General features: G+C 66.9%; 16 protein-coding genes. 3 read left to right on the forward strand and 13 right to left on the reverse strand.

Translation table 11 applies throughout. The annotated features are described in order from the left end of the window. Window positions 1-16 precede the first annotated feature (16 nt). Window positions 17-385: a rhodanese-like domain-containing protein gene (locus A5777_RS12765; RefSeq protein ID WP_442903043.1), complete on the forward strand. Its 369-nt coding sequence runs from the start codon at window positions 17-19 to the stop codon at window positions 383-385. A 59-nt stretch (window positions 386-444) separates the two neighbouring features. Here A5777_RS12765 and cofG read toward each other — a convergent pair whose 3' ends face one another. The 13 genes from cofG to A5777_RS12830 all read right to left on the reverse strand — a co-directional run bounded on the left by cofG (window position 445) and on the right by A5777_RS12830 (window position 16,544). Further along, window positions 445-1,677, reverse strand: a complete 1,233-nt coding sequence (gene cofG / locus A5777_RS12770; protein WP_442903044.1) for a 7,8-didemethyl-8-hydroxy-5-deazariboflavin synthase CofG — start codon at window positions 1,675-1,677, stop codon at window positions 445-447. A 17-nt stretch (window positions 1,678-1,694) separates the two neighbouring features. Further along, on the reverse strand, window positions 1,695-3,185 hold the full coding sequence (locus tag A5777_RS12775; protein ID WP_231895046.1) for a flavin-containing monooxygenase: 1,491 nt from the start codon (window positions 3,183-3,185) through the stop codon (window positions 1,695-1,697). Window positions 3,186-3,196: 11 nt separating this feature from the next. Then, complete coding sequence (locus A5777_RS12780) at window positions 3,197-4,336, reverse strand: hypothetical protein (RefSeq protein WP_064862922.1); 1,140 nt, start codon at window positions 4,334-4,336, stop codon at window positions 3,197-3,199. Window positions 4,337-4,415: 79 nt separating this feature from the next. Then, window positions 4,416-4,787: a hypothetical protein gene (locus A5777_RS12785; RefSeq protein WP_064862923.1), complete on the reverse strand. Its 372-nt coding sequence runs from the start codon at window positions 4,785-4,787 to the stop codon at window positions 4,416-4,418. Beyond that, on the reverse strand, window positions 4,787-5,710 hold the full coding sequence (gene mshB / locus A5777_RS12790; protein ID WP_064862924.1) for an N-acetyl-1-D-myo-inositol-2-amino-2-deoxy-alpha-D-glucopyranoside deacetylase: 924 nt from the start codon (window positions 5,708-5,710) through the stop codon (window positions 4,787-4,789). The genes A5777_RS12785 and mshB overlap by 1 nt, the downstream gene beginning before the upstream one ends. Next, window positions 5,695-7,629, reverse strand: coding sequence for an ABC transporter family substrate-binding protein (locus tag A5777_RS12795; protein ID WP_064862925.1), 1,935 nt, complete (start codon window positions 7,627-7,629; stop codon window positions 5,695-5,697). The genes mshB and A5777_RS12795 overlap by 16 nt, the downstream gene beginning before the upstream one ends. Window positions 7,630-7,715: 86 nt before the next feature. Beyond that, the gene (typA, locus tag A5777_RS12800) at window positions 7,716-9,641 is read right to left on the reverse strand and encodes a translational GTPase TypA (protein ID WP_039856245.1); all 1,926 of its coding nucleotides are present in this window, start codon (window positions 9,639-9,641) and stop codon (window positions 7,716-7,718) included. 177 nt (window positions 9,642-9,818) lie between these two features. Further along, window positions 9,819-10,706 (reverse strand): EamA family transporter, encoded by an 888-nt coding sequence (locus A5777_RS12805; protein ID WP_231895047.1) that lies wholly within the window; start codon window positions 10,704-10,706, stop codon window positions 9,819-9,821. Window positions 10,707-10,770: 64 nt separating this feature from the next. Next, window positions 10,771-12,159 (reverse strand): lipase family protein, encoded by a 1,389-nt coding sequence (locus A5777_RS12810; protein ID WP_064862926.1) that lies wholly within the window; start codon window positions 12,157-12,159, stop codon window positions 10,771-10,773. 239 nt (window positions 12,160-12,398) lie between these two features. Then, window positions 12,399-12,809: an NUDIX domain-containing protein gene (locus A5777_RS12815; RefSeq protein ID WP_064862927.1), complete on the reverse strand. Its 411-nt coding sequence runs from the start codon at window positions 12,807-12,809 to the stop codon at window positions 12,399-12,401. Then, window positions 12,806-13,852: an ABC transporter ATP-binding protein gene (locus A5777_RS12820; RefSeq protein WP_064862928.1), complete on the reverse strand. Its 1,047-nt coding sequence runs from the start codon at window positions 13,850-13,852 to the stop codon at window positions 12,806-12,808. Before A5777_RS12820 ends, A5777_RS12815 begins: the two co-directional genes overlap by 4 nt. Continuing rightward, on the reverse strand, window positions 13,849-15,492 hold the full coding sequence (locus tag A5777_RS12825; protein WP_064862929.1) for an ABC transporter permease: 1,644 nt from the start codon (window positions 15,490-15,492) through the stop codon (window positions 13,849-13,851). Before A5777_RS12825 ends, A5777_RS12820 begins: the two co-directional genes overlap by 4 nt. Then, window positions 15,468-16,544 (reverse strand): thiamine ABC transporter substrate-binding protein, encoded by a 1,077-nt coding sequence (locus A5777_RS12830; RefSeq protein WP_156529373.1) that lies wholly within the window; start codon window positions 16,542-16,544, stop codon window positions 15,468-15,470. Before A5777_RS12830 ends, A5777_RS12825 begins: the two co-directional genes overlap by 25 nt. A gap of 413 nt (window positions 16,545-16,957) precedes the next feature. Between A5777_RS12830 and A5777_RS12835 the strand changes: the two genes are divergently transcribed. Continuing rightward, window positions 16,958-17,764: an Rv1157c family protein gene (locus A5777_RS12835; protein ID WP_005207391.1), complete on the forward strand. Its 807-nt coding sequence runs from the start codon at window positions 16,958-16,960 to the stop codon at window positions 17,762-17,764. Window positions 17,765-18,117: 353 nt separating this feature from the next. Continuing rightward, window positions 18,118-19,074: a hypothetical protein gene (locus A5777_RS12840; protein WP_082933657.1), complete on the forward strand. Its 957-nt coding sequence runs from the start codon at window positions 18,118-18,120 to the stop codon at window positions 19,072-19,074. Window positions 19,075-19,086 lie beyond the last annotated feature (12 nt).

Below are 19,086 nucleotides of genomic sequence, written 5' to 3' on the forward strand. Positions count from 1 at the left end.
GCCTTGCGGTGTGCCGATGACGATCAATGACCTCCTGCTGAACGCCCGCGAGAGCCTCCAGCGGGTTGACGCCGCGGATCTGCCCGACGAACTCCAGCGAGGTGCAGTCCTCGTCGACATCCGCCCGGCCGCGCAGCGCGCTGCCGAAGGAGAGCATCCCGACGCACTGGTCATCGAGCGCAACGTCCTCGAGTGGCGCTGCGACCCGGCCAGTGACGCCCGGATCGACGAGGCGGTCGATCATGACGTGCGGTGGATCATCCTGTGCTCGGAGGGTTATACGTCGAGCTTGGCCGCGGCGTCGCTGCAGCAGTTGGGCTTACACCGCGCCACCGACGTCGTCGGCGGCTACCGAGCGATCCTCGCCACGCAGTCAGACGACTGAACTTCTCAGTGCCGCAAGACCTCCCGAAGCCGCGAGATCTCCCGACGCCTCAGACTCGCTCACGCGACGGCGGGCCAGGGACGGCCCGACGGCCTGGCGTCTGCCGCGAGTCCGGTGTCCGGGTCGGCGAGTGCCGCAACGTGCGCCGTCAGTGACGGATCGATCCAGTTCTCGGCGTCGAGCACGTACGGCGGTTGGGCCGTGATCCGCTCGGCGAGAACGTATCCCGATTCCGCGGTGATCTCGGCGAGAGTGGTCAGGTTGGGCCACGGACGTTCGGGGTTGACGTGGTCGGGCGTCAGCGGCGACACGCCACCCCAGTCGTCGATGCCCGAGGCGATCAACGCCGCGCACTCCTCCCCCGACACCAGGTTCGGCGGCGCCTGCACCCGCATGCGCGACCCGAGCACGATGCGTGCGGTTGCCACGGCCGCGAGGAACTCGGTCATCTCGGCGTCGGGTGTGCCGCGCATCGCGGTGTCGGGCTTGGCCCGGAAGTTCTGCACGATCACCTCCTGGATGTGACCGGCACGCGCGATATCGGCAAGTGCGAGTAGCGATTCCGCGCGTTCGGTCAAGCTCTCGCCGATGCCGACGAGGATGCCCGTGGTGAAGGGAATCCGCAGATCACCCGCATCGCGCAGCACCTGCAGCCGGACCAACGGGTCTTTGTCGGGGCTGCCGTAGTGCGGTTGCCCCTTCTCGGTGAACAGTCTGCGCGAGGTGGTCTCGAGCATCATGCCCATCGAGGGCGCAACGGGCCGCAACACCGCCATCTCCTCGGCGCTCATCACGCCGGGGTTGAGATGCGGCAGCAGGCCGGTGTCTTCGAGGACGGCAACCGCTGCTGCGCGCACGTAGTCGAGTGTCGACGAATATCCCCGTGCGGCAAGCCATTCGCCCGCCTGCGGCCAGCGATCCTCCGGCCGGTCGCCCAGGGTGAACAGCGCTTCTTTGCAGCCGAGCGCGGCTCCCTGGCGTGCGATCGACAGCACCTGGTCGATCTCGAGGAACATGCCCTCGCCCGCCCGTGCCAGTTTGCCCGGCACCGTCACGAACGTGCAGTAGTGACACCGGTCGCGGCACAGCCGCGTCAACGGCACGAACACCTTGCGCGAGTAGGTGATCTGACGTTCCCGACCCACCTCGGCAAGCCCCTCGTCGCGCATCGCCGACGCGACCGCCGCCACCGCGGTCAGGTCGTCGCCCGACGCCGACAGCAGCGCCGTCGCCTCGGCGAGCCCGACGTCGCCCCCCGCGCGCACCACGTCGAGCGCCTCACGTGCAGTCATGTCAGTTGTCATCACGCTCACCCCTCGCGGGTCTCGACGACATACGGCCCTACATCGAACGTACCGTTTCTCTCTCGAAACGAGACTGCCGTACCAGGCCAGAGCAGCGTCAGCCTTCCGCTGTCCGGATCGACATACCAACTGTTGCAGCCGGTCAACCACACCGTCGACGAGGCGCGCTCGTCGATCTCGGCTGTGTAGGAGGCTTCGGCGTCGGCGGTGACCTCCACCGATCGGATGCCGTCGTCGGCGAGTACATCGAGCGCGCCGAGAACGTAGCCGAGTTGGGTCTCGATCATGTAGATGGCGGAGTTGTGCCCCAGTGCGGCATTGGGGCCGTCGAGCACGAACATGTTGGGGAAACCGTGCACGGTGGTCGACGCGTACGACGTCATCCCGTCGGACCAGTGCGTGTCGAGCCGTTCGCCGCTGACACCGGTGATGCGCGTGGAGACTGGAGGCCGGGCGGCCTCGAATCCCGTTGCCAGCACGAGTAAGTCGAGGTCATAGCAGCGTCCACTGGCCGCGCGAGCCTTCGATTCGCGCACCGTGTCGAGCGCACTCGGCTCGAGGATCACGTTGTCGCGCAGAAGCGTCGGATAGAAGTCGTCGCTCAACAGGATGCGTTTGCACCCGATCTCGTAGTCGGGTGTGAGGATCGATCGGAGTTCCGGATCGTCGATCTGGGCGTGCAGCTGAGTTCGTGCGCGCGCGCGGATCTCGTCGATATCCGGGTGCAGCGCGAGCCGCTGGCGGAACGCGGCATCGGCGTCGCGCAGAAGCTGATCGCGCACATTATCTGCGACAGCGGGATCGAGATAGGTGGCGCGTTCTTCGACGGTGTACTGCCGATCGTCACGCGGCACGACATACGGTGGCGTCCGACAGAAGACAACGAGTTCTTCGGCGTTCTCGGCGAGATGCGGAGCGATCTGCACCGCCGACGCACCGGTACCCACCAGACCGATGCGCGCGCCGTCGAGCGGTAGGTCGTCACGCCAGGCGGCGGTGTGGACCACCTCGCCGGTGAATGAGTCGAGTCCCTCGATGTCGGGGACTCTCGGCTCCGACAACCGCCCGACAGCGAGAACCAATGCACGGCAGATGATCTCGCCGTCGGACGTCGTGATCGTCCACCGAGCCGCTACGGGATTCCAGGTGGCGTCGAGCAGCTCACAGCCGAGTCGGAGTCGGTCGTCGAATCCCTCGTCGAGCAAGGTCCGTTCGAGATACTCGCGGATCTCGCCACCACTGGGATACACCGACGACCAATCGGCAGGCGGACGGAACGAGAAAGAGTAGAGATGCGCCGGAATGTCGCAGGCAATACCCGGATAGGTGTTGTCCCGCCACGTTCCCCCGACGGCGTCGGCACGCTCGAGAACGAGAAACGACTCGCGTCCACGTCGAGCGAGCTTGGTGGCCATCCCGATTCCGGCGAACCCGGCACCGACGATCACGACGTCGACGTCGGGCTCTGCGACAGCTCGACGGTCAGGCGTGCTCACATGATCGGCAGTCACCCGCAGGCCCGCATATTCTCGTTGCGCGGCAACGTGATTCGACGCCCCTCCGGAGGATCGCCATAGTCGGTACGACGCTGCCGGGGCAGCCGACCAACCGCGTGAGCGATCTCCGCGATGTCGTAGACGGACAGCGTGCGACCGGCCTCCTGGCCGGATTCCGGCGAGAGCTCGCCGTCGAGCAGCAAGCCGCCGATGTCGTCGGCCCCGCCCGCGAGAACGTCGAGGACGACGTCGCGATCGAGCTTGGTCCAGGCGACCTGGATGTGGTCGATGTGTCCGAGCATCATCAGACGCGCGACCGCGTGGACTGCTCGGGTCTCACGAACACCGACCGAGTGGGTGGCCGCGCCGGCGAGGTGAGGTGGTGCGTTCTCGGGCAGCAGCGGCATGACGATCAACTCGTGAAAGCCGTGGGTCTCGTCGGCGACGCGCGCGAGCAGTCGCAGGTGTGCGACCACATGCTCGGGCTCTTCGACGTGGCCGTACAGCAGAGTGGCGGTGGAGAACAGGCCCGCGTAATGGGCGGCGCGGATCGTGTCGACCCACTCCGATACCGGCTGTGGCGCTCCTGCGGGGTGCAGTGCCGCACGCACCTCGTCGTCGAGAATCTGTGCCGCGGTGCCCGGTACCGACCCGAGTCCCGCGGTGCGCGCCAGCCGGAGGAACTCCGGGACGTCGAGATTCATGCGCGCAGCACCGTCGCGGATCTCGGGTGGTCGGAAGGCGTGCAGGTGCATGTCGGGTGACGCGGCGTGGATTCTTTCGATGATTCGCAGGTAGACGTCGCCGCGTTCATCGCCTGGTATCGCGCCCTGCATGCAGATCTCGGTGGCGCCGAGCGTCCACGCCTCAGCGACGAGCGCCTCGATCGAGACTGCCGAATCGTCGGCCGCGACAACCGCGGTGTCGAAGTTTCGGTTCACCACGAAGGTCATGACGTCGGGATCGGTGACCTCCCTGCGGGCGGCGTCGGCGAGTGCGCACAACGCGAGCAGGTCGTCATCATCGGCGCCGAGCAAGGCCACCCACTCGGCGTCGGTCACCGACGCCGGGTCGGCTCGCACAGCGGCCAATGCCGACCGAACCGATTCGACTGGGGCGGGGCGGTCACTCGCCCACGCGCGCAACACCATGCAGAACACTCTAACGATCGCCGCCGTCGCTACCCCCGGCGGACGCAGCTGGAGAGGCTCAGCGGACGCGGAACCCCGGTCAGGCCTCGGCCTCGGGCAGGCGTCTCGACCAGACCAACGCGACGGGTGCACCGAGTCCGATGATCACGAGCAGCAAGGTCGCGAGCGTCATGCTGCCCTGCAGCGCGAGCATCACGTCGCCGCCCGGGCCACCCATGCCGGCCACGGCAAGCACAATCAGCCACGCCACCAGGGGGCCGTACCGCAGCGGGCCGTCGGTGTACTTCGCGGCCAGCCACAGCAGCAGGCAGTTGAGCAGGCCGGCGCCGATCGCAGCGACCGGTACGGGTGTCTCTCCGAGGCGCAGATAGACGAAGCCGACCGAGAGGAGTCCGACGATGAATCCATCGAGGATCAGGAATCCGAGGAGCACGCGGTCGGCGACACGCATCACGCCACTCCGTCGGACGAGCCGTCAGACGCGTGGTCCGAGAAGAAGAGATCCGCAGCACAGCGCCCAGACGTGAGGCGATCCCGGTTCGACCGCAGCACGAAGTGTTCGTCGCTCATGATCGGTTGCAGGATGTTGTTGCTGAGCGCGTACTCGGTTCCCGACGGCGCGACGGTCACTTGCGTGGCGTGCGCACGCAGCCCGTCGACCTTGCGGTCGTAGACGGCGCTGACGTCGATCGCGGCGTCGATCTCGTCGTCGGGATAGCTGGGCAACTCCCCCGGCCCGGGCATCCGCCACCCCTGCGGAACACTGCTCGCCGAGGCCAATCCCTCGTGCAGCGCACTGTGTTCGGTGACCGACTCCCAGACGATGAGCTCACGCCCGGTTCGGGCCTCGACGAGTGGGATCGCCGCCATCGACGCCGTGTGCACCATCTTGTGGTCGGGGTGACCGTAGGTGCCCGCCATGTCGTAGGTGACGAGGACGTGCGGGTCGAAATCGGCGATGACGTTCGCGAGTGTTGCCACGACGTCGTCGAAGCGCGCTTGCGCGAGCGCACGCGGATGCTGCGCCGACGCCGAACCGGCCATCCCCGAATCGCGCCAATGCCCCGCACCGCCGAGGAACTCCGGACGCAGCGGCGCTGCACCCTCCGGAGTGAGCGCGGCCAGCGCATCGGTCAGCTCGCGGATACGGTAGCCGCCGAGTTGATCGGCACCGCCGTCGGCGACCAACTGCGCCCATTCGTCGCCGATCACCTCGCCCTCCTCGCCGAGCGTGAACGTGAGGATGCGCACGTCGACGCCCTCGGCGAGGTACCGCGCGATGGTGCCCCCGGTCATGATCGTCTCGTCGTCGGGATGCGCGTGAAGCAGCAGCAGTCGACGATCGGATCGCTGGTCGCTCACGAGAGATTCCATGTGCTCGCCGTGCCGAAGATCGAGACCTGGATCGGTCCGGACAGCGGAACACGGGTCACCTTGCGCGTCACACCCACCATCATGCTGTCCTGATAGAGCGGCAGATAAATCGACTGCGCTGCCAGCAGCGGTTCGGCCTCGGTCAACTGCGGAAGCGGGTTGTCCGACGACAACGCGTCGCGCGCGAGGCCGATGAGGACGTTGTCGCAGACTCCCGAGGGATTCGACGCGTAGACGTCCTGGGTCGACGTCTGCTGCTGCTGGTCGGGGGCATCGCTCGTGGGGGTCGGCGGCGTCGAGAGGCTCGGTGCCGTACCCGGCTTGGGCTGATCGCAATCGACCTGGGACGCCAGTGCCGCGGCAGGCGGCACGCCGAGGCCCGTCCAGCCAACGGCCATGTCGACACGCGATTCGGTGAGGGCGACCCCATACAACTCGTTGTTGGGCAGGGAGACCACGGCGGCACGGACACCGGCGTTGCGTAGCTGGTCGACGATGTTGGCAGCGGCGGCGGTCGACCGCGCGTCACCGCTGATCGCACCGACGCGCACGGCGAGGTCGCGGCCGTCTTTGGAGAAACCGGCGACACCGTCGGGTACCGGCGACATGGTCGACGCGGGGTCGGGTGGCGTCGAGGATGACGGGGAGACGGGGGCCGTCGAGGACGACGGGGCTCCCGACGAAGGTGACACAGAACTGGTGGCCGGTGCACTCGAGGGAACCGACGAACCGGCGGGCGGCGTCGAGGTCGGGGTCGGCGCTCCACGCCGGTAGCCCGCCGACCCGAGCAACTCGTCGATCTGCTCGACGCTCGGGCGCTGGCGGTCGACTGCGAAGTACCCCGGATCCGACGGTGCGAGAACGGTGTTCGCGTACGGCGTGACGATGGTGTCGCCCGCGCCCGCGTAGGTGACGACCGCCGGGTCGATCATTCCCAAGATTGCTCGACGAACCGCCACCGAGTTCATCACCGGAGTGCGCGCGTTGACGCTGATACTCAACGCTCGTGACGTCGCCGAGCGCTGCGTCGCGATCCCTGGGACGGCGGCGAGTTCTGCGCTACTGGCGGGCCCGGTGGCCAGCGTCGCGAGCGACGAGTCGCCCGAACGTACGGACTCCACCATCTGCGACGCGGTACCCGCTCTGCGCAACACCACCTGGTCGAGGATCGACGGCTTCACCCAGAAGCGGTCGTTGCGGATCAGGCGCACCTCGTCGCGGGTGGTGTCGATCGAGAACACCGAGAACGGACCAGCCGACACCGGCTTACCGCTGTCCATACCGGTCTGGAATCCGACGGGCGCCCCCTTCAGGACGTGACTGGGAAGCAGCCAGGTGAACATCTCGCGCCATGCCGGGTATGCGCGCGCGAACTTGACCGTCACCACCTTGCCACCGCTGCTCGACTCCACGGAGTCGATCAACCGGTACCCCGCGGGCGCGACGACGTTGGGCTGTCGAGACATCTGTTGCCACAGGTAGCTGAAATCGTCGCCGGTGACGGGCAGACCGTCGGACCACTGCGCATTGGTGTGGATCTTGTAGGTGACCGTGAACGGCTGCTGCGACGTGACCTCCGCCGAGGTGAGCAGCGCCTCGGAGCGCTGCCAGACAACACCGTCGGGCGTCTGAACGGGTTCGAACGCACTCGGCAGTGTCATCGAGGCGATCGCCGTGGTGACGGGGCTCTGATCGGCGGCGAGATGCGGATTGAATCCCTGGCCGACCGAGTCGGTGGCGACGTAGATCGTCTTCTCCGTCGGGTACTCGGCGGGGGTCTGCGGTGGGGCCTCGGTCTCGCGGACCGGCGGCGGCGGGTCGGACATGCACCCGGCCATCGTCGCGGCCACAACAGCGCTCAGCACCGCCAACAGGAGGTGCCTACGCCGTCGAGAACGGTCAACCGCTCGCGCCCGCATCGGCGGCCTCCTGCCGGTCACCCACTCACCCCCACCATCACGTCCCCATGTTCACGTCAGCACCACCCCGACACTCACGAGGTCGGCTAGCCGGCCGCCTGATCACGCGTCTTGGCTCGCGAACGCTCACGGGCACGCGTGGACGAATCGAGATGCACCTTACGCACACGCACGACCTCGGGGGTCGCCTCGACACACTCGTCTGCTGCGCAGAATTCCATCGCACCCTCGAGCTCGAGATGCATTGGCTTGGCCAGCGTCTCCATGACGTCTGCCGACGACTGACGCATGTTGGTCAGCTTCTTCTCGCGGGTCACATTGATGTCGAGATCCTCCGCACGCGGGTTGATACCGACGACGTGACCTTCGTAGGTGTCGTCGCCCGGATTGACGAAGAACGTGCCGCGGTCGGCGAGCTGGATCATCGCGAACGGCGTCACCGTACCCGCACGGTCACTGACCAGTGAGCCGGTGTGGCGTGCGCGGATCTCGCCCGCCCAGGCGTCGTAGCCGTCGAACACGGCGTTGGCGATGCCGGTGCCGCGCGTCTCGGTGAGGAAGTCGGTGCGGAAGCCGATCAGCCCGCGGGAAGGCACCCGGAACTCCATGCGGACCCAACCGGATCCGTGGTTGTTCATCTGGTCCATGCGACCCTTACGCGCCGCGAGCAACTGGGTCACCGCACCGAGGTACTCCTCGGGGACGTCGATCGTCAGGTGCTCGAATGGCTCGTGCACCTTGCCGTCGACCTTGCGTGTGACCACCTGCGGCTTGCCGACGGTCAGCTCGAAGTTCTCGCGTCGCATCTGCTCGACGAGGATCGCGAGGGCGAGCTCACCACGACCCTGCACCTCCCAGGCGTCGGGCCGATTGATGTCGACGACGCGCAGCGACACGTTGCCGATGAGCTCGCTGTCGAGGCGATCCTTGACCATGCGCGCGGTGAGCTTGTGGCCCTTCACCCGACCGGCGAGCGGCGAGGTGTTGGTGCCGATGATGACCGAGATGGCAGGCTCGTCGACGGTGATGCGCGGCAGGGCAACCGGGTTCTCGGCATCGGCGAGGGTGTCGCCGATCATGATCTCGGGGATACCCGCGATGGCCACGATGTCGCCTGCGACCGCCGACTCCGCCGGACTGCGCTCCACGCCGACGGTTGCGAGCAGTTCGGTGATCTTGGCGCGCTCGACGACCGGCTCCGCGGTGCCGTCCTCCTTGGTGATCTCACGCATCCAGGAGACGGTCTGGCCCTTCTTGAGGGTGCCGTTGTGGATACGGACCAGCCCGAGGCGGCCGAGGAACGGCGAGGCGTCGAGGTTGGTGACGTGCGCCTGCAGCGGAGCGTCCGCGTCGCCCTTGGGCGCGGGGACGTGCTCCATCAGGACGTCGAAGAAGGGGTCGAGGTTCTCGCCCTCGGGTACCTCGCCGTTCGCGGGCTCCACCGTGCTGGCGATGCCTGCGCGGCCCGAGGCGTACAGGACCGGGAGGTCGAGGACCTGCTCGGCAGCGGCGGCGGCCTCGTCGTCGAGGTCGGAGGCGAGGTCGAGCAGCAGATCGTGGGTCTCGGAGACAACCTCCGAGATGCGCGCGTCAGGACGGTCGGTCTTGTTGACCAGCAGGATGACCGGCAGCGATGCGCTGAGCGCCTTGCGCAGCACGAAGCGGGTCTGCGGGAGCGGACCCTCGGACGCGTCGACGAGCAGCACGACGCCGTCGACCATCGACAGGCCGCGCTCGACCTCACCGCCGAAGTCGGCGTGGCCGGGGGTGTCGATCACGTTGATGACGACCTCGGTGCCGTCGGGCTGACGACGATGCACCGCGGTGTTCTTCGCGAGAATGGTGATGCCCTTCTCGCGTTCGAGGTCTCCGGAGTCCATCACGCGATCGACGAGCTCGGCACGCTCACCGAACACTCCGGACTGGCGGAGCATCGCGTCGACCAGCGTGGTCTTGCCATGGTCGACGTGCGCGACGATCGCGACATTGCGGAAGTTGGGGACAGCGCTCACTGAGCTCTCTTTCATCTTTTTCGACGTCCCGAAGGCATGTGCGGGCCGTCGGCGATCCGGTTTCAGGCACCGGATGTGGACTCTACGACGCTCAACAGGGTATCTGCTCGGACCATGAGAGCGCGATCACACAGGTGGGAGCGTGTTTTGCGGTGCTCTTTCGAGGGGTCGTCATCGTCACCGCGACCGACCACCCGCCTGGACTCCGATCGCCCCGGCGACGGCGAGGATTCCGAGCAGCTCGGTGAGCGCGGGGACTTGCCGCAACGCGATGAAGCCCACCACAGCGGCTGTGACCGGCAGTAATGCGAGCAGCACGGCGAACCGAGCCGGACCCACCGAACGCAGGATGACCTGATCGAGGGCGTACGGAACCGCTGTCGAGAGCACCCCGAGTCCCAGCGCGAGCAGGATGAGCCACCACACGTTCTCGCCGGCTCGCACGGCCGGTCCCACGGTCAGCGCCAGCGGCGACGTCACGATCGCCGCGACAACGAAACCCGTTGTCAGGTCCTCGATCCCCGCCCCGCGGACGGCGACGCGCCGGCCCAGCACGATGTAACCCGCCCAACACGCAGCGGCCACGAGCGCCAGCACGACGCCGAGCACACTCCCCGCCCAGTGCACGTCGACGATGAGTGCCACGCCGATCACCGCGGCGAGCAGCGCCGCGACATCGCGCCTCGTACGTGATCCGGCCGCCGCCACCGCGATGGGACCGAGAAACTCGAGTGCGACCGTCGTGCCGAGTGGCAGGTGGTCGAGCGCGAGGTAGAACGCGATGTTCATCGCGGCCGTCATCAGGCCGAACATGCCCGCGAGGCGCAGCCGCGACCACTGCCACGCGGCACGGCCGGGACGCACCACGATCAGCAGCACGAGGCCTGCCCCGGCGATGCGCAAACACGCGACACCCGCGGGCGACACCACGTCGAAGAGCTCGATCGCGATGGCGGCACCGAGGTACATCGACGTGCCACCCAGGAGCATCAGCGCGGGACCCAGCCAACGCACGTCGCGTGTGGCCGAAGGCCGCTCGACCCGTTGCCGTCGCTGTTGCGTCACAGCCGACGAACCTACTCCGCGCCGCAGTCACCTCGCACGGAAGTTTTCACCGACACGATCGTCGTCAGGACGATCCGGATGATCCTGCCGAGCCCGTCGTCAGTCCGTTCGATGGCGCCTTCCGCACGCATCCGCTCGCCGCGGCTTTCCCGGCGAATCTGTCGGCGAGCCATTCGTAGGCCTCGTTGTATCCGGCGACTCCACCCGCGATGTGGCCCAACGCAGTTCCTCCGATCACCGGAAAGCTGATGTTCCGATACTCGAGTGATCGTGGGTTCTCGGCGCACCACTCGGCGAAGAGCGTCTGACCTTGCGAGACGGGGACCGTCGGGTCAACGGGATTGCTGGACAACAGGATTGGGATATCGGTGGGCTTGCGCATACCGACCTTCTGATCATTCACGCGCGCGGCAAGCGCGGGGGTGGAGTCGATCAGCTCCCCGATTGTCTTGCCGCTGGCCGTCCACGTACTCGTCTTCGGCGATCCGATGAGGGTCGTCGCCACGATGCACTGTCCGCGAACAAGATTCGTCACGCGCTTGCCCTCGGCGTTGAGCAGCGGAGGAATCTGTTGTGCCATATCGGGATACAGCGCCATCGCCCCGTCGATGGCCCACCCGATCGCTCCGCCGAGGCGCTGACCGTCGAGGTGATCGAGCAGACTGCGCAGATCGGTCGGAGCACCGCCCGCATAGATTCCGACAACATGGTTGGCCAGGTCGGGGGCGTAGGAGTCAATCAGTTCCGCTGCAGCGGCCGTCGCGGCGCCGCCCTGCGAATAACCGGCGAGCGCGACCTTGGTGGCCGGATTCACGCCGGGCAGGTGCAACGCGGCGCGTGCGGCATCGATCACGGCGTTGCCCTGGTCGACGCGCATCGCGAAGGTGTGATCGCCGGGTGTCCCCAGTCCGATGTAGTCGGTGCTCACCACGCCGTAGCCGCGCGCGAGCAGGTTGTAGGTGATCAGTGCTTCGATCTCGGCCATCGGTCCGCCGGGTGACGCCACGTTCGGCGAGGAGACCAAACGTGAAGGCGCACACTGGTCGCCCATGCCGTGTGCACCGGGCCCGTAGGAGACGAGGGGACGCGTGCCCGGTCCGGCCCACGGCCGCGACGGTTGCAGATAGTAGCCGCTGACCGCGACCTTCTTGCCGAGAGCATTCGTCGACACATACAAGATCTTCGTCGCCGACGCCGGGATCTTCCCGGCCCGATTGGGCACGGTGATGAACGTCGACATGGACTGTGTCCGAAGCAGTGTGCCTGGCGCGGGAAGCGCGCCCGTCGGCGGTGTGTAGAAGGGGTCGCTGCCACCCGACGATCCCGCCGAACCGCTATCGGCTGAGCCCGACGACCCGAGCGGTGCCGCCGCGGCGCGACCGGCGTCGAACACCGCGCTCGTTCCCAACATCCCGGCGACCGCGAGCGCCACAACGCAAATGATGGTCGCCATCGATCGCCACCGGCCGCCACGCGACCGAACCGTACGCCGATACGGCGTTTCTCCCCCTCGATTGCCCACTCCGACTCCCACTTTCGATTCGACAGCCACAGCGATGTCGCGTGCTCCCCTGGTACGACGGGATGTGCGGATCGCCACCCCCGGTGTTCGGTGTACGACAGTAAACCGAGTGTCGTCTGAGTGCAGGTTCGATTACCGATTCGTGATGTAACGAGTTGACGCTTGCCCTGTCATCGCGCTCGGCGCAGAACCTTTCGGAGTTCGGGCAGCCATGCGGTATCGGCGGGCACCAGCCGGCCCACCGCAGCCATATCGTCGAGTTCGTCGGCGCTCACCCACAGCAGTCGGGAGTGTTCGACCGCCCTCGGCGCACCGTCGACGATCCGCGCCCACAGCGCGACGAGCGTCAGGTCGTGCGAGAGTTCGACGGAGTCGGCGAGGCGTGCACCCACCTCGACGTCGACCTCGAGTTCTTCGCGCAGTTCACGACGCAACGCGGTCGCCAGGTCTTCGCCGTCTTCGACCTTGCCACCCGGAAGCTCCCACAGACCGGCAACCTGTGGCGGATAACTGCGCTGCGCCAACAGAAGTCGGCCATCGGAGGTGGTGATGGCACCCGCGACGACGGTCCTCGTGCTCACCTGCCGATCACCGCCACGTGTTCGGGACGCAACCGCAGCGCGACGGAATCCCCCACGCGCACACCGTCCGGCGACACCGCATCGACGTCACCCACCGATGTCGACACCCGAATCCGCTGGCCTGCAGGAAGATCGGCCACCACGACCACCTCGCCACGAACCGCATCCGCGTCGAGAGTCCGGTCGCGCGCAATTGCTACCGCGGCGAGCGACTCCGCGCGGAGTCCGAGTTCGCCTGATTCCCAGTCATTGTCGATCCGCAGGGATTCCGGGTCGACGACGCCCAACGACGTGCTGATCACACCGTCGGTTCGTCGCGCCTGCACCACCGTCGTGCATCCGAGGAACTGTGCAGTCCACGTATCGACCGGTCTCTGCCACAGCCGCGCAGGTGGATCCGTCTGCACGATGTCGCCCGACCTCATCACCGAGATCGCGTCGGCAACCAGCGCCGCCTCGGTGTGATCGTGGGTGACCAGGATCGCGGGTGTCGCGGTCGCCCGCACGGCGCGACCGATGTCGACGGCCAGCTCGTCGCGCAGTCTGCGATCGAGTGCGGCGAGCGGTTCGTCGAGCAGCAGCAGTCGGGGGTGCGGCGCGAGCGCACGCGCCAACGCGACGCGTTGCGCCTGCCCGCCCGACAGTTCGTCGACCGAACGCCGCTCAAATCCGGGCAACTGTACGAGTTCGAGCATCTCGGCAACCCGTTCGGCGATCTGTGACCTGCCCATGTGCCTGGCCTTGAGTCCGTAGGCGACGTTGGCACCGACGCTTCTGCCGCCGAACAGTTGACCGTCCTGAAAGACAACACCGAAGTCCCTGCGGTGCGGCGGCACTCGGACCACATCGTCTCCGTCGAGGCGGATACTTCCCCGCTCGACCTCTTCGAGACCTGCGATGGCGCGGATCAGCGTCGACTTTCCACACCCCGACGGACCGAGCAGCGCGGTCACGAGACCGTGCGCCCCGACGCTCCAGTCAAGATCGTCGATCACCGTGTGCGCACCGTAGGAGATGCGCACGCCCTCGAGTTCGAGCTTCACAGCACCGCCCTCGACCGAGGCCTGAGCACTTCGACGGCGAGCATCGCCACGGCGGTCGCCACGACGAGCAGCATCGACGCCGCCATCGCCGTCGCCAATTGTGTTGCGCCGGGACGGTTCAGCGCGGACCCGATCAACACCGGCAGCGTCGTGGTGTCGGCGCGCGCCAGAAAACTCGTCGCACCGAATTCGCCGAGCGCCATCACGAATGCGAATCCTGCTGCGGCGGCCAGCGACCTGCCGATCGCGGGAAGGTCAATGGTGCGCAGCACGCGCAGCGGGCCCGCCCCGAGCGTCGCAGCAGCAGCGCGTGCACGGTCGGGAACCGCGTCGAGCGCGGGCACGAGAATCCCGATCACGACCGGTATCGCGATCAGCGCCTGAACACACGGAATGATCAACGGCGAGGACGCCGTTCGTGCGGGAAGCTCCGACAGCACAATGAGATAACCGAAACCGAGTGTGACAGCACTGATCCCGAGCGGGATGAGCGCCAGGACCGCGCCAACCGTCCGCGCAGCGCCTCGTGCGGTGTGCAGTGCGATCGCGGCCATGACACCGACGACCAGCGCGATCAGCATCGCCAGCAAGGCGGAGAGAAACGAATACCGCAGCGTCGCAAGTGGTGTCACACCGTTCACCGGCTCCGCCAGCGCGCGATAGCCGACAAGAGTCCACGCGCCGTCACGACCGGGGCGAACCGACCGCACCGCGAGCACCACGATCGGAACGACCAGGACCACGATCGTCCAGGCCCACGCGAGCGTCGCCGACACCCGCGCCCACCCCCGGAGTCGACGACGCCGAGGCGCGCGCGTGCTCGTGGCGGAACTTCGCGACCGTGCCGTAACGAGGCGGGTGAGCAACAGTGCGACGACCACGACGACGATCTGCAGCAGCGACAACGCCACCGCCTCCGGAATCCGGAAGTAGCCGATGGCCTGTTGGTAGATCTCGGTTTCCAGTGTGCGTAGCGTGCCGCCACCCAGGATGATGATCACGCCGAAACTGGTCGAGCAGAACAGGAAGATCAACGTGGCAGCGGCGCCGACCGCGGGCAGGAGCGCGGGGGCGATCACCGTCCGCCACGCACGAAACCGCCCGGCGCCCAACGTGCGTGCGGCGTCGAGAGCACGGGTGTCGAGTCCGCGCCACGCCGCGCCGACAACCCTGACCACCACCGCGACGTTGAGAAAAGCGTGCGCGGCCAGCACCGCCCACCATCCGGAACCGATGTGCGCGAAGGCGAGTGGGCCGTCGAACACCGCTCGGAACGCGACACCGACCACCACCGTCGGCAAGACGAACGGCACCGTCACGACGACGCTCAGAATCATCGCCGACGCTCCCCGCAGCCTCGACGACAACCAGACGATGGGTGCGGCAACCATCAGCGCCAGCGCCGTCGACGCGGCCGCCTGGGCGAGTGTCACCCCCAGCAGGTGAGCCGCGTGTGTTCGCGTGAACAACTCCCCCAGCGATGCTGATCCTGTTGCGGCGTCACCGTTCTGGGAGATCGCGCGCCACACGAGCGCGGCAACCGGCCACACGAAGAGCACCCCGAGGAACACCACGGGAACGGCAGCGAGCAGCCAGCCTCCGAGGCGGTTGCTGTTCAGCGACCGACTGCGCTGCGCCATTGCTGAAGCCACGTCTCCCGATTCTGCGCAATGTATGCGGGCGGGAGATTCACCGTCGACTGTGGGATCGGTGCACGTTGCGCCCAGCCGTCGGGCAACGGCGTGTTCTTCTGCACCGGGTACACGTACATCGACGCCGGAAGCGCCTTCTGCACAGTGGGACTCAGCATGAAGTCGACCAGTTTGCGGGCACCGGCCGCATTGGGAGCACCCTTGAGCACGCCGACGTACTCGACCTGCCGAAAGCAACTGGCCAGTAGTGCACTCGTCCCCGGCGTCGCAGCAGGCGACGAGGCGTACGACAGCACTATCGGCTTGTCACCCTTGCCTTCTCCGGCAGTGAAGAGCTGGTTGTACGCGATCTCCCAACCCGACACGATCGTCGCGCCCGCCGCGGACACCTGCTTCCAGTAGTCCTGCCAGTTGTTCCCGAATACTCCGACAGTGCTGAGCAGATATGCCATACCCGGCGACGACGTGCCGGGGTCGATCAGCGCGGCCTGCTTGGCGTAGGTGGGATCGGTCAGGTCGCGCAGACTCTTCGGCGGGGTCTGGCCCTCGCGTCGATACCACTCGTCGTCGATGTTGAGACAGACGTCGCCACGGTCGACTGCCGTCAGCTCGTTGTTCGAGTCGGGCACCGCGTATCGATCGGCGCCGTCGGCCAGAGCGGGCGATGCGTACGACTCGAGCGCCCCGGCCTGAATGGGTCGGGTCGCGAACGTGTTGTCGATCCCGTACACCGCGTCACCTTTCGGCGAACCCGGCGTGAGAGACACCGTCGACGCCAGCTGGCCCGCGTCGCCGCTCTTGACGACCTTCAGCGTCTGGCCGGTCTCCTTCTTGAACTCGTCGAAGACCGACTGCGGGAGATCGAACGAATCGTGGGTCAACAGCGTGACCTGAGAATTCGACGACGGATCGTCGCCACACGCGGTCAGCATCGACGCTCCGACCGCGACAACCGCTGCGGCCACCGCCCCGGTGCGTACCAACCCTCTGCGCGTACTCCGCTCCCAGCGGGGGCGTCTCACTGCGGTCCGGTCTGTCACCAGCGCTCCTCATCTCCGGGCGATCCACATCTCGTGGTGCTCTTCGCATGCGAGATCGACGCCGTCCGACACATAGAACTCGGGCGACAGCATTGAAGAAAGACACACCACCGAGAAGACCGACGTTGATCGAACTCCTGTCGATCTAACCAGGTGCATCGCACACGTTCCGCAGACCAGCAGACAGTGCATGTCCGTACGTAACATTCGTAACAATTGCATCACCTGCACCAAAACCGGGGTGCTTGCGGCGTTAGGCTCCCCTGGACACCGCCCCATCGCCGGGGCTTAGAATGACGCGCCGGCGTTTCCGGACAGGACGCCCGGGTAGGGTCCCGAGTGCACCGTTAGCCTGTGCTCGACAAGTACCGAGTGCCCGATAACTACACCGACAACCGATAGGACTCCGACAAGTGCGTCTCTCAGCACTGACCAGTCGCGCCCGCATCGCAGTGGCCGCAGCAACGGTCGCCGTCGCCGCTTCGCTCGCCGCCCCGAGCCTCGCGCACGCGGCACCGGCGCCCACCCAGGCCACGAAGGTCGACCAGCGCACGCTGGATTCCCTCGGAGCCTTCGCGCCCGCGATCATCGGCTCGGTCACCACCCCCGGACCGGACGGCAAGGTGAACGCCCAGCTGTTGCAGCAGGCGCGAGCGATGGCCGACCAGCCCGGGCTCCCCCCACAGGTCGCCGCCACCTGGCAGAAGATCACCGACTTCCTCGGCGAACCCGGCCGCAAGCAGGTCGCCCGGATCGAGGCCGCAAAGCCAGGCGACCCGGAGATCCCGCAGGGCCCGAACGCACCGAAGATTCAGGAGTTCCTCTACCCGACGCTCGGCTTCGGCTGCATGCCCGGCGGCGGCAACTCCCTCGGTCGAGCACTCGTGACGGCGGGTCCGCAGAAGGCGCCGGCTCCAGGCCCCAAGCGTGGACAGGCCGGCTACGTCTACACCAGCCTCGGCACCGGCCCCGCGATCAACAATCAGGCCCGCCAGCTGCTGGTCAGCTGGATCAACATCGACAACGGCCGCACCGGTCAGCTCCAGCTCAAGCGCAACGCGCTGATCAACGCGACCAACGGACCGGGCACCTTCACCGGGATCGCCTCTACCGGCAAGGGACGCGTGATCTCCACGATCTACGGCGACGTGACCACCAAGACCAAGGGCAAGGTGCTCAGCTGCACCATCATCCCGACGATCGGACTCGCGATCATCTGATCCGACCCGGGTAGCACTCTCGGCAAAGGCCGGGGAAGCAGCACACGCTTCCCCGGCCTTGTCGTCTCTGCTCTGCCGTTTCTGCTCTGCCGTTTCTGCTTTGCCGGTTCTGCTCTGCCGTTTCTGCTCTGCCGTTTCTGCTCTAGCGTTTGCGGCTCCCGATATTGGCCGTCGGGTCGCATCGCTCGAGGGCAGCGTCGAGGATCGCATCGGGGTCGCGTGCACATCACAGCTCGGACTCGCGACTTGCAGACCCCACCTCAACCATGATCTCTTGTAACTCTAGAAACATCTGTCACATCTGCACCACGCGTATCGTGCGTGGGCTGATGGTCGTGTCGAGGAGAAGCATGATGATGTCGGCCCTACACACCGCAACCGGGCACCGCACCACGACCGGGCACCGCGAGCAGAACCGACGTCGACTCCGCGTTGGCGTCGCAGGAGCGGTCACGGCCGCCGCGATGCTGCTCGTCGTACCGGCGACGGCATCAGCTGCGCCCGCACTGCCCACCGCTCCGACGACCCTGGCCCCCGACCCTCAGTCGCTCGGCAGCGTCCCGCTCGACCACGAGCTCGCCGAAGCAGTCAAAGTACTCAAGGCCGCAGGCGTCGACCAGTTGGCATTGAAGGCCGCTGAGGCCGTGAAGTCCTCGTTGGGGCAGCTTTCCACCGCCGACATCGAGAGCAAACTCAACACCCTCTCCGTTGCACTCGGTGGCGCTTCGGCGTCGCGCGACGTGAGTGCCACCGGCGGCGCACCCCATCCCGTCGCCGGTTCCGACGTCGAGTCAGCACTCAAAACGCTCGGCATCCAACCGTTCTCGCCCGCCATCGCACCATTCTGCGCAGCGCCTACCGACGACAACCCGCTCGGGATCGTGACAGGCGCTGCCGGTGCAGCGCCGGGGCCGTGGCCCGCCAAGGAGGAGCCGATGAAGGTTGTCGAACCCCTGGCACCGCTTCTGAAGCTCATCCCCGGCATCACCTTGCCGGAGAAGCTGAATCTCGTGGGCAAGGGTGAGACGGCTTTCGCTTTCGTCCCGGCCGCTGTCGGTACCGGCACCGCCGATGACGGCCAGATGCAGGTTGCGTGGTTCAACACCTCGACACTGCAGGGTGGTTTCGAAAAGCTTGCCCCGGTGACGGATCCACGCGCGAAGATTCTGCTTCCGTTGCTGTCCGGTGTGCGCCTCGCTCCGGTGAAGACCGGTAGCGGCACCATTCTGGCCGCCATCTACGGGACGTCGAACAACGCGGGCCGCTCATGCTTCTTCCTGCCTGCGATCGGCGTGGTGAACGCCAAGTGACGACGTCATCTC

The organism is Gordonia sp. 852002-10350_SCH5691597 (assembly GCF_001665715.1).
Classification (GTDB): Bacteria; Actinomycetota; Actinomycetes; order Mycobacteriales; family Mycobacteriaceae; genus Gordonia; species Gordonia sputi.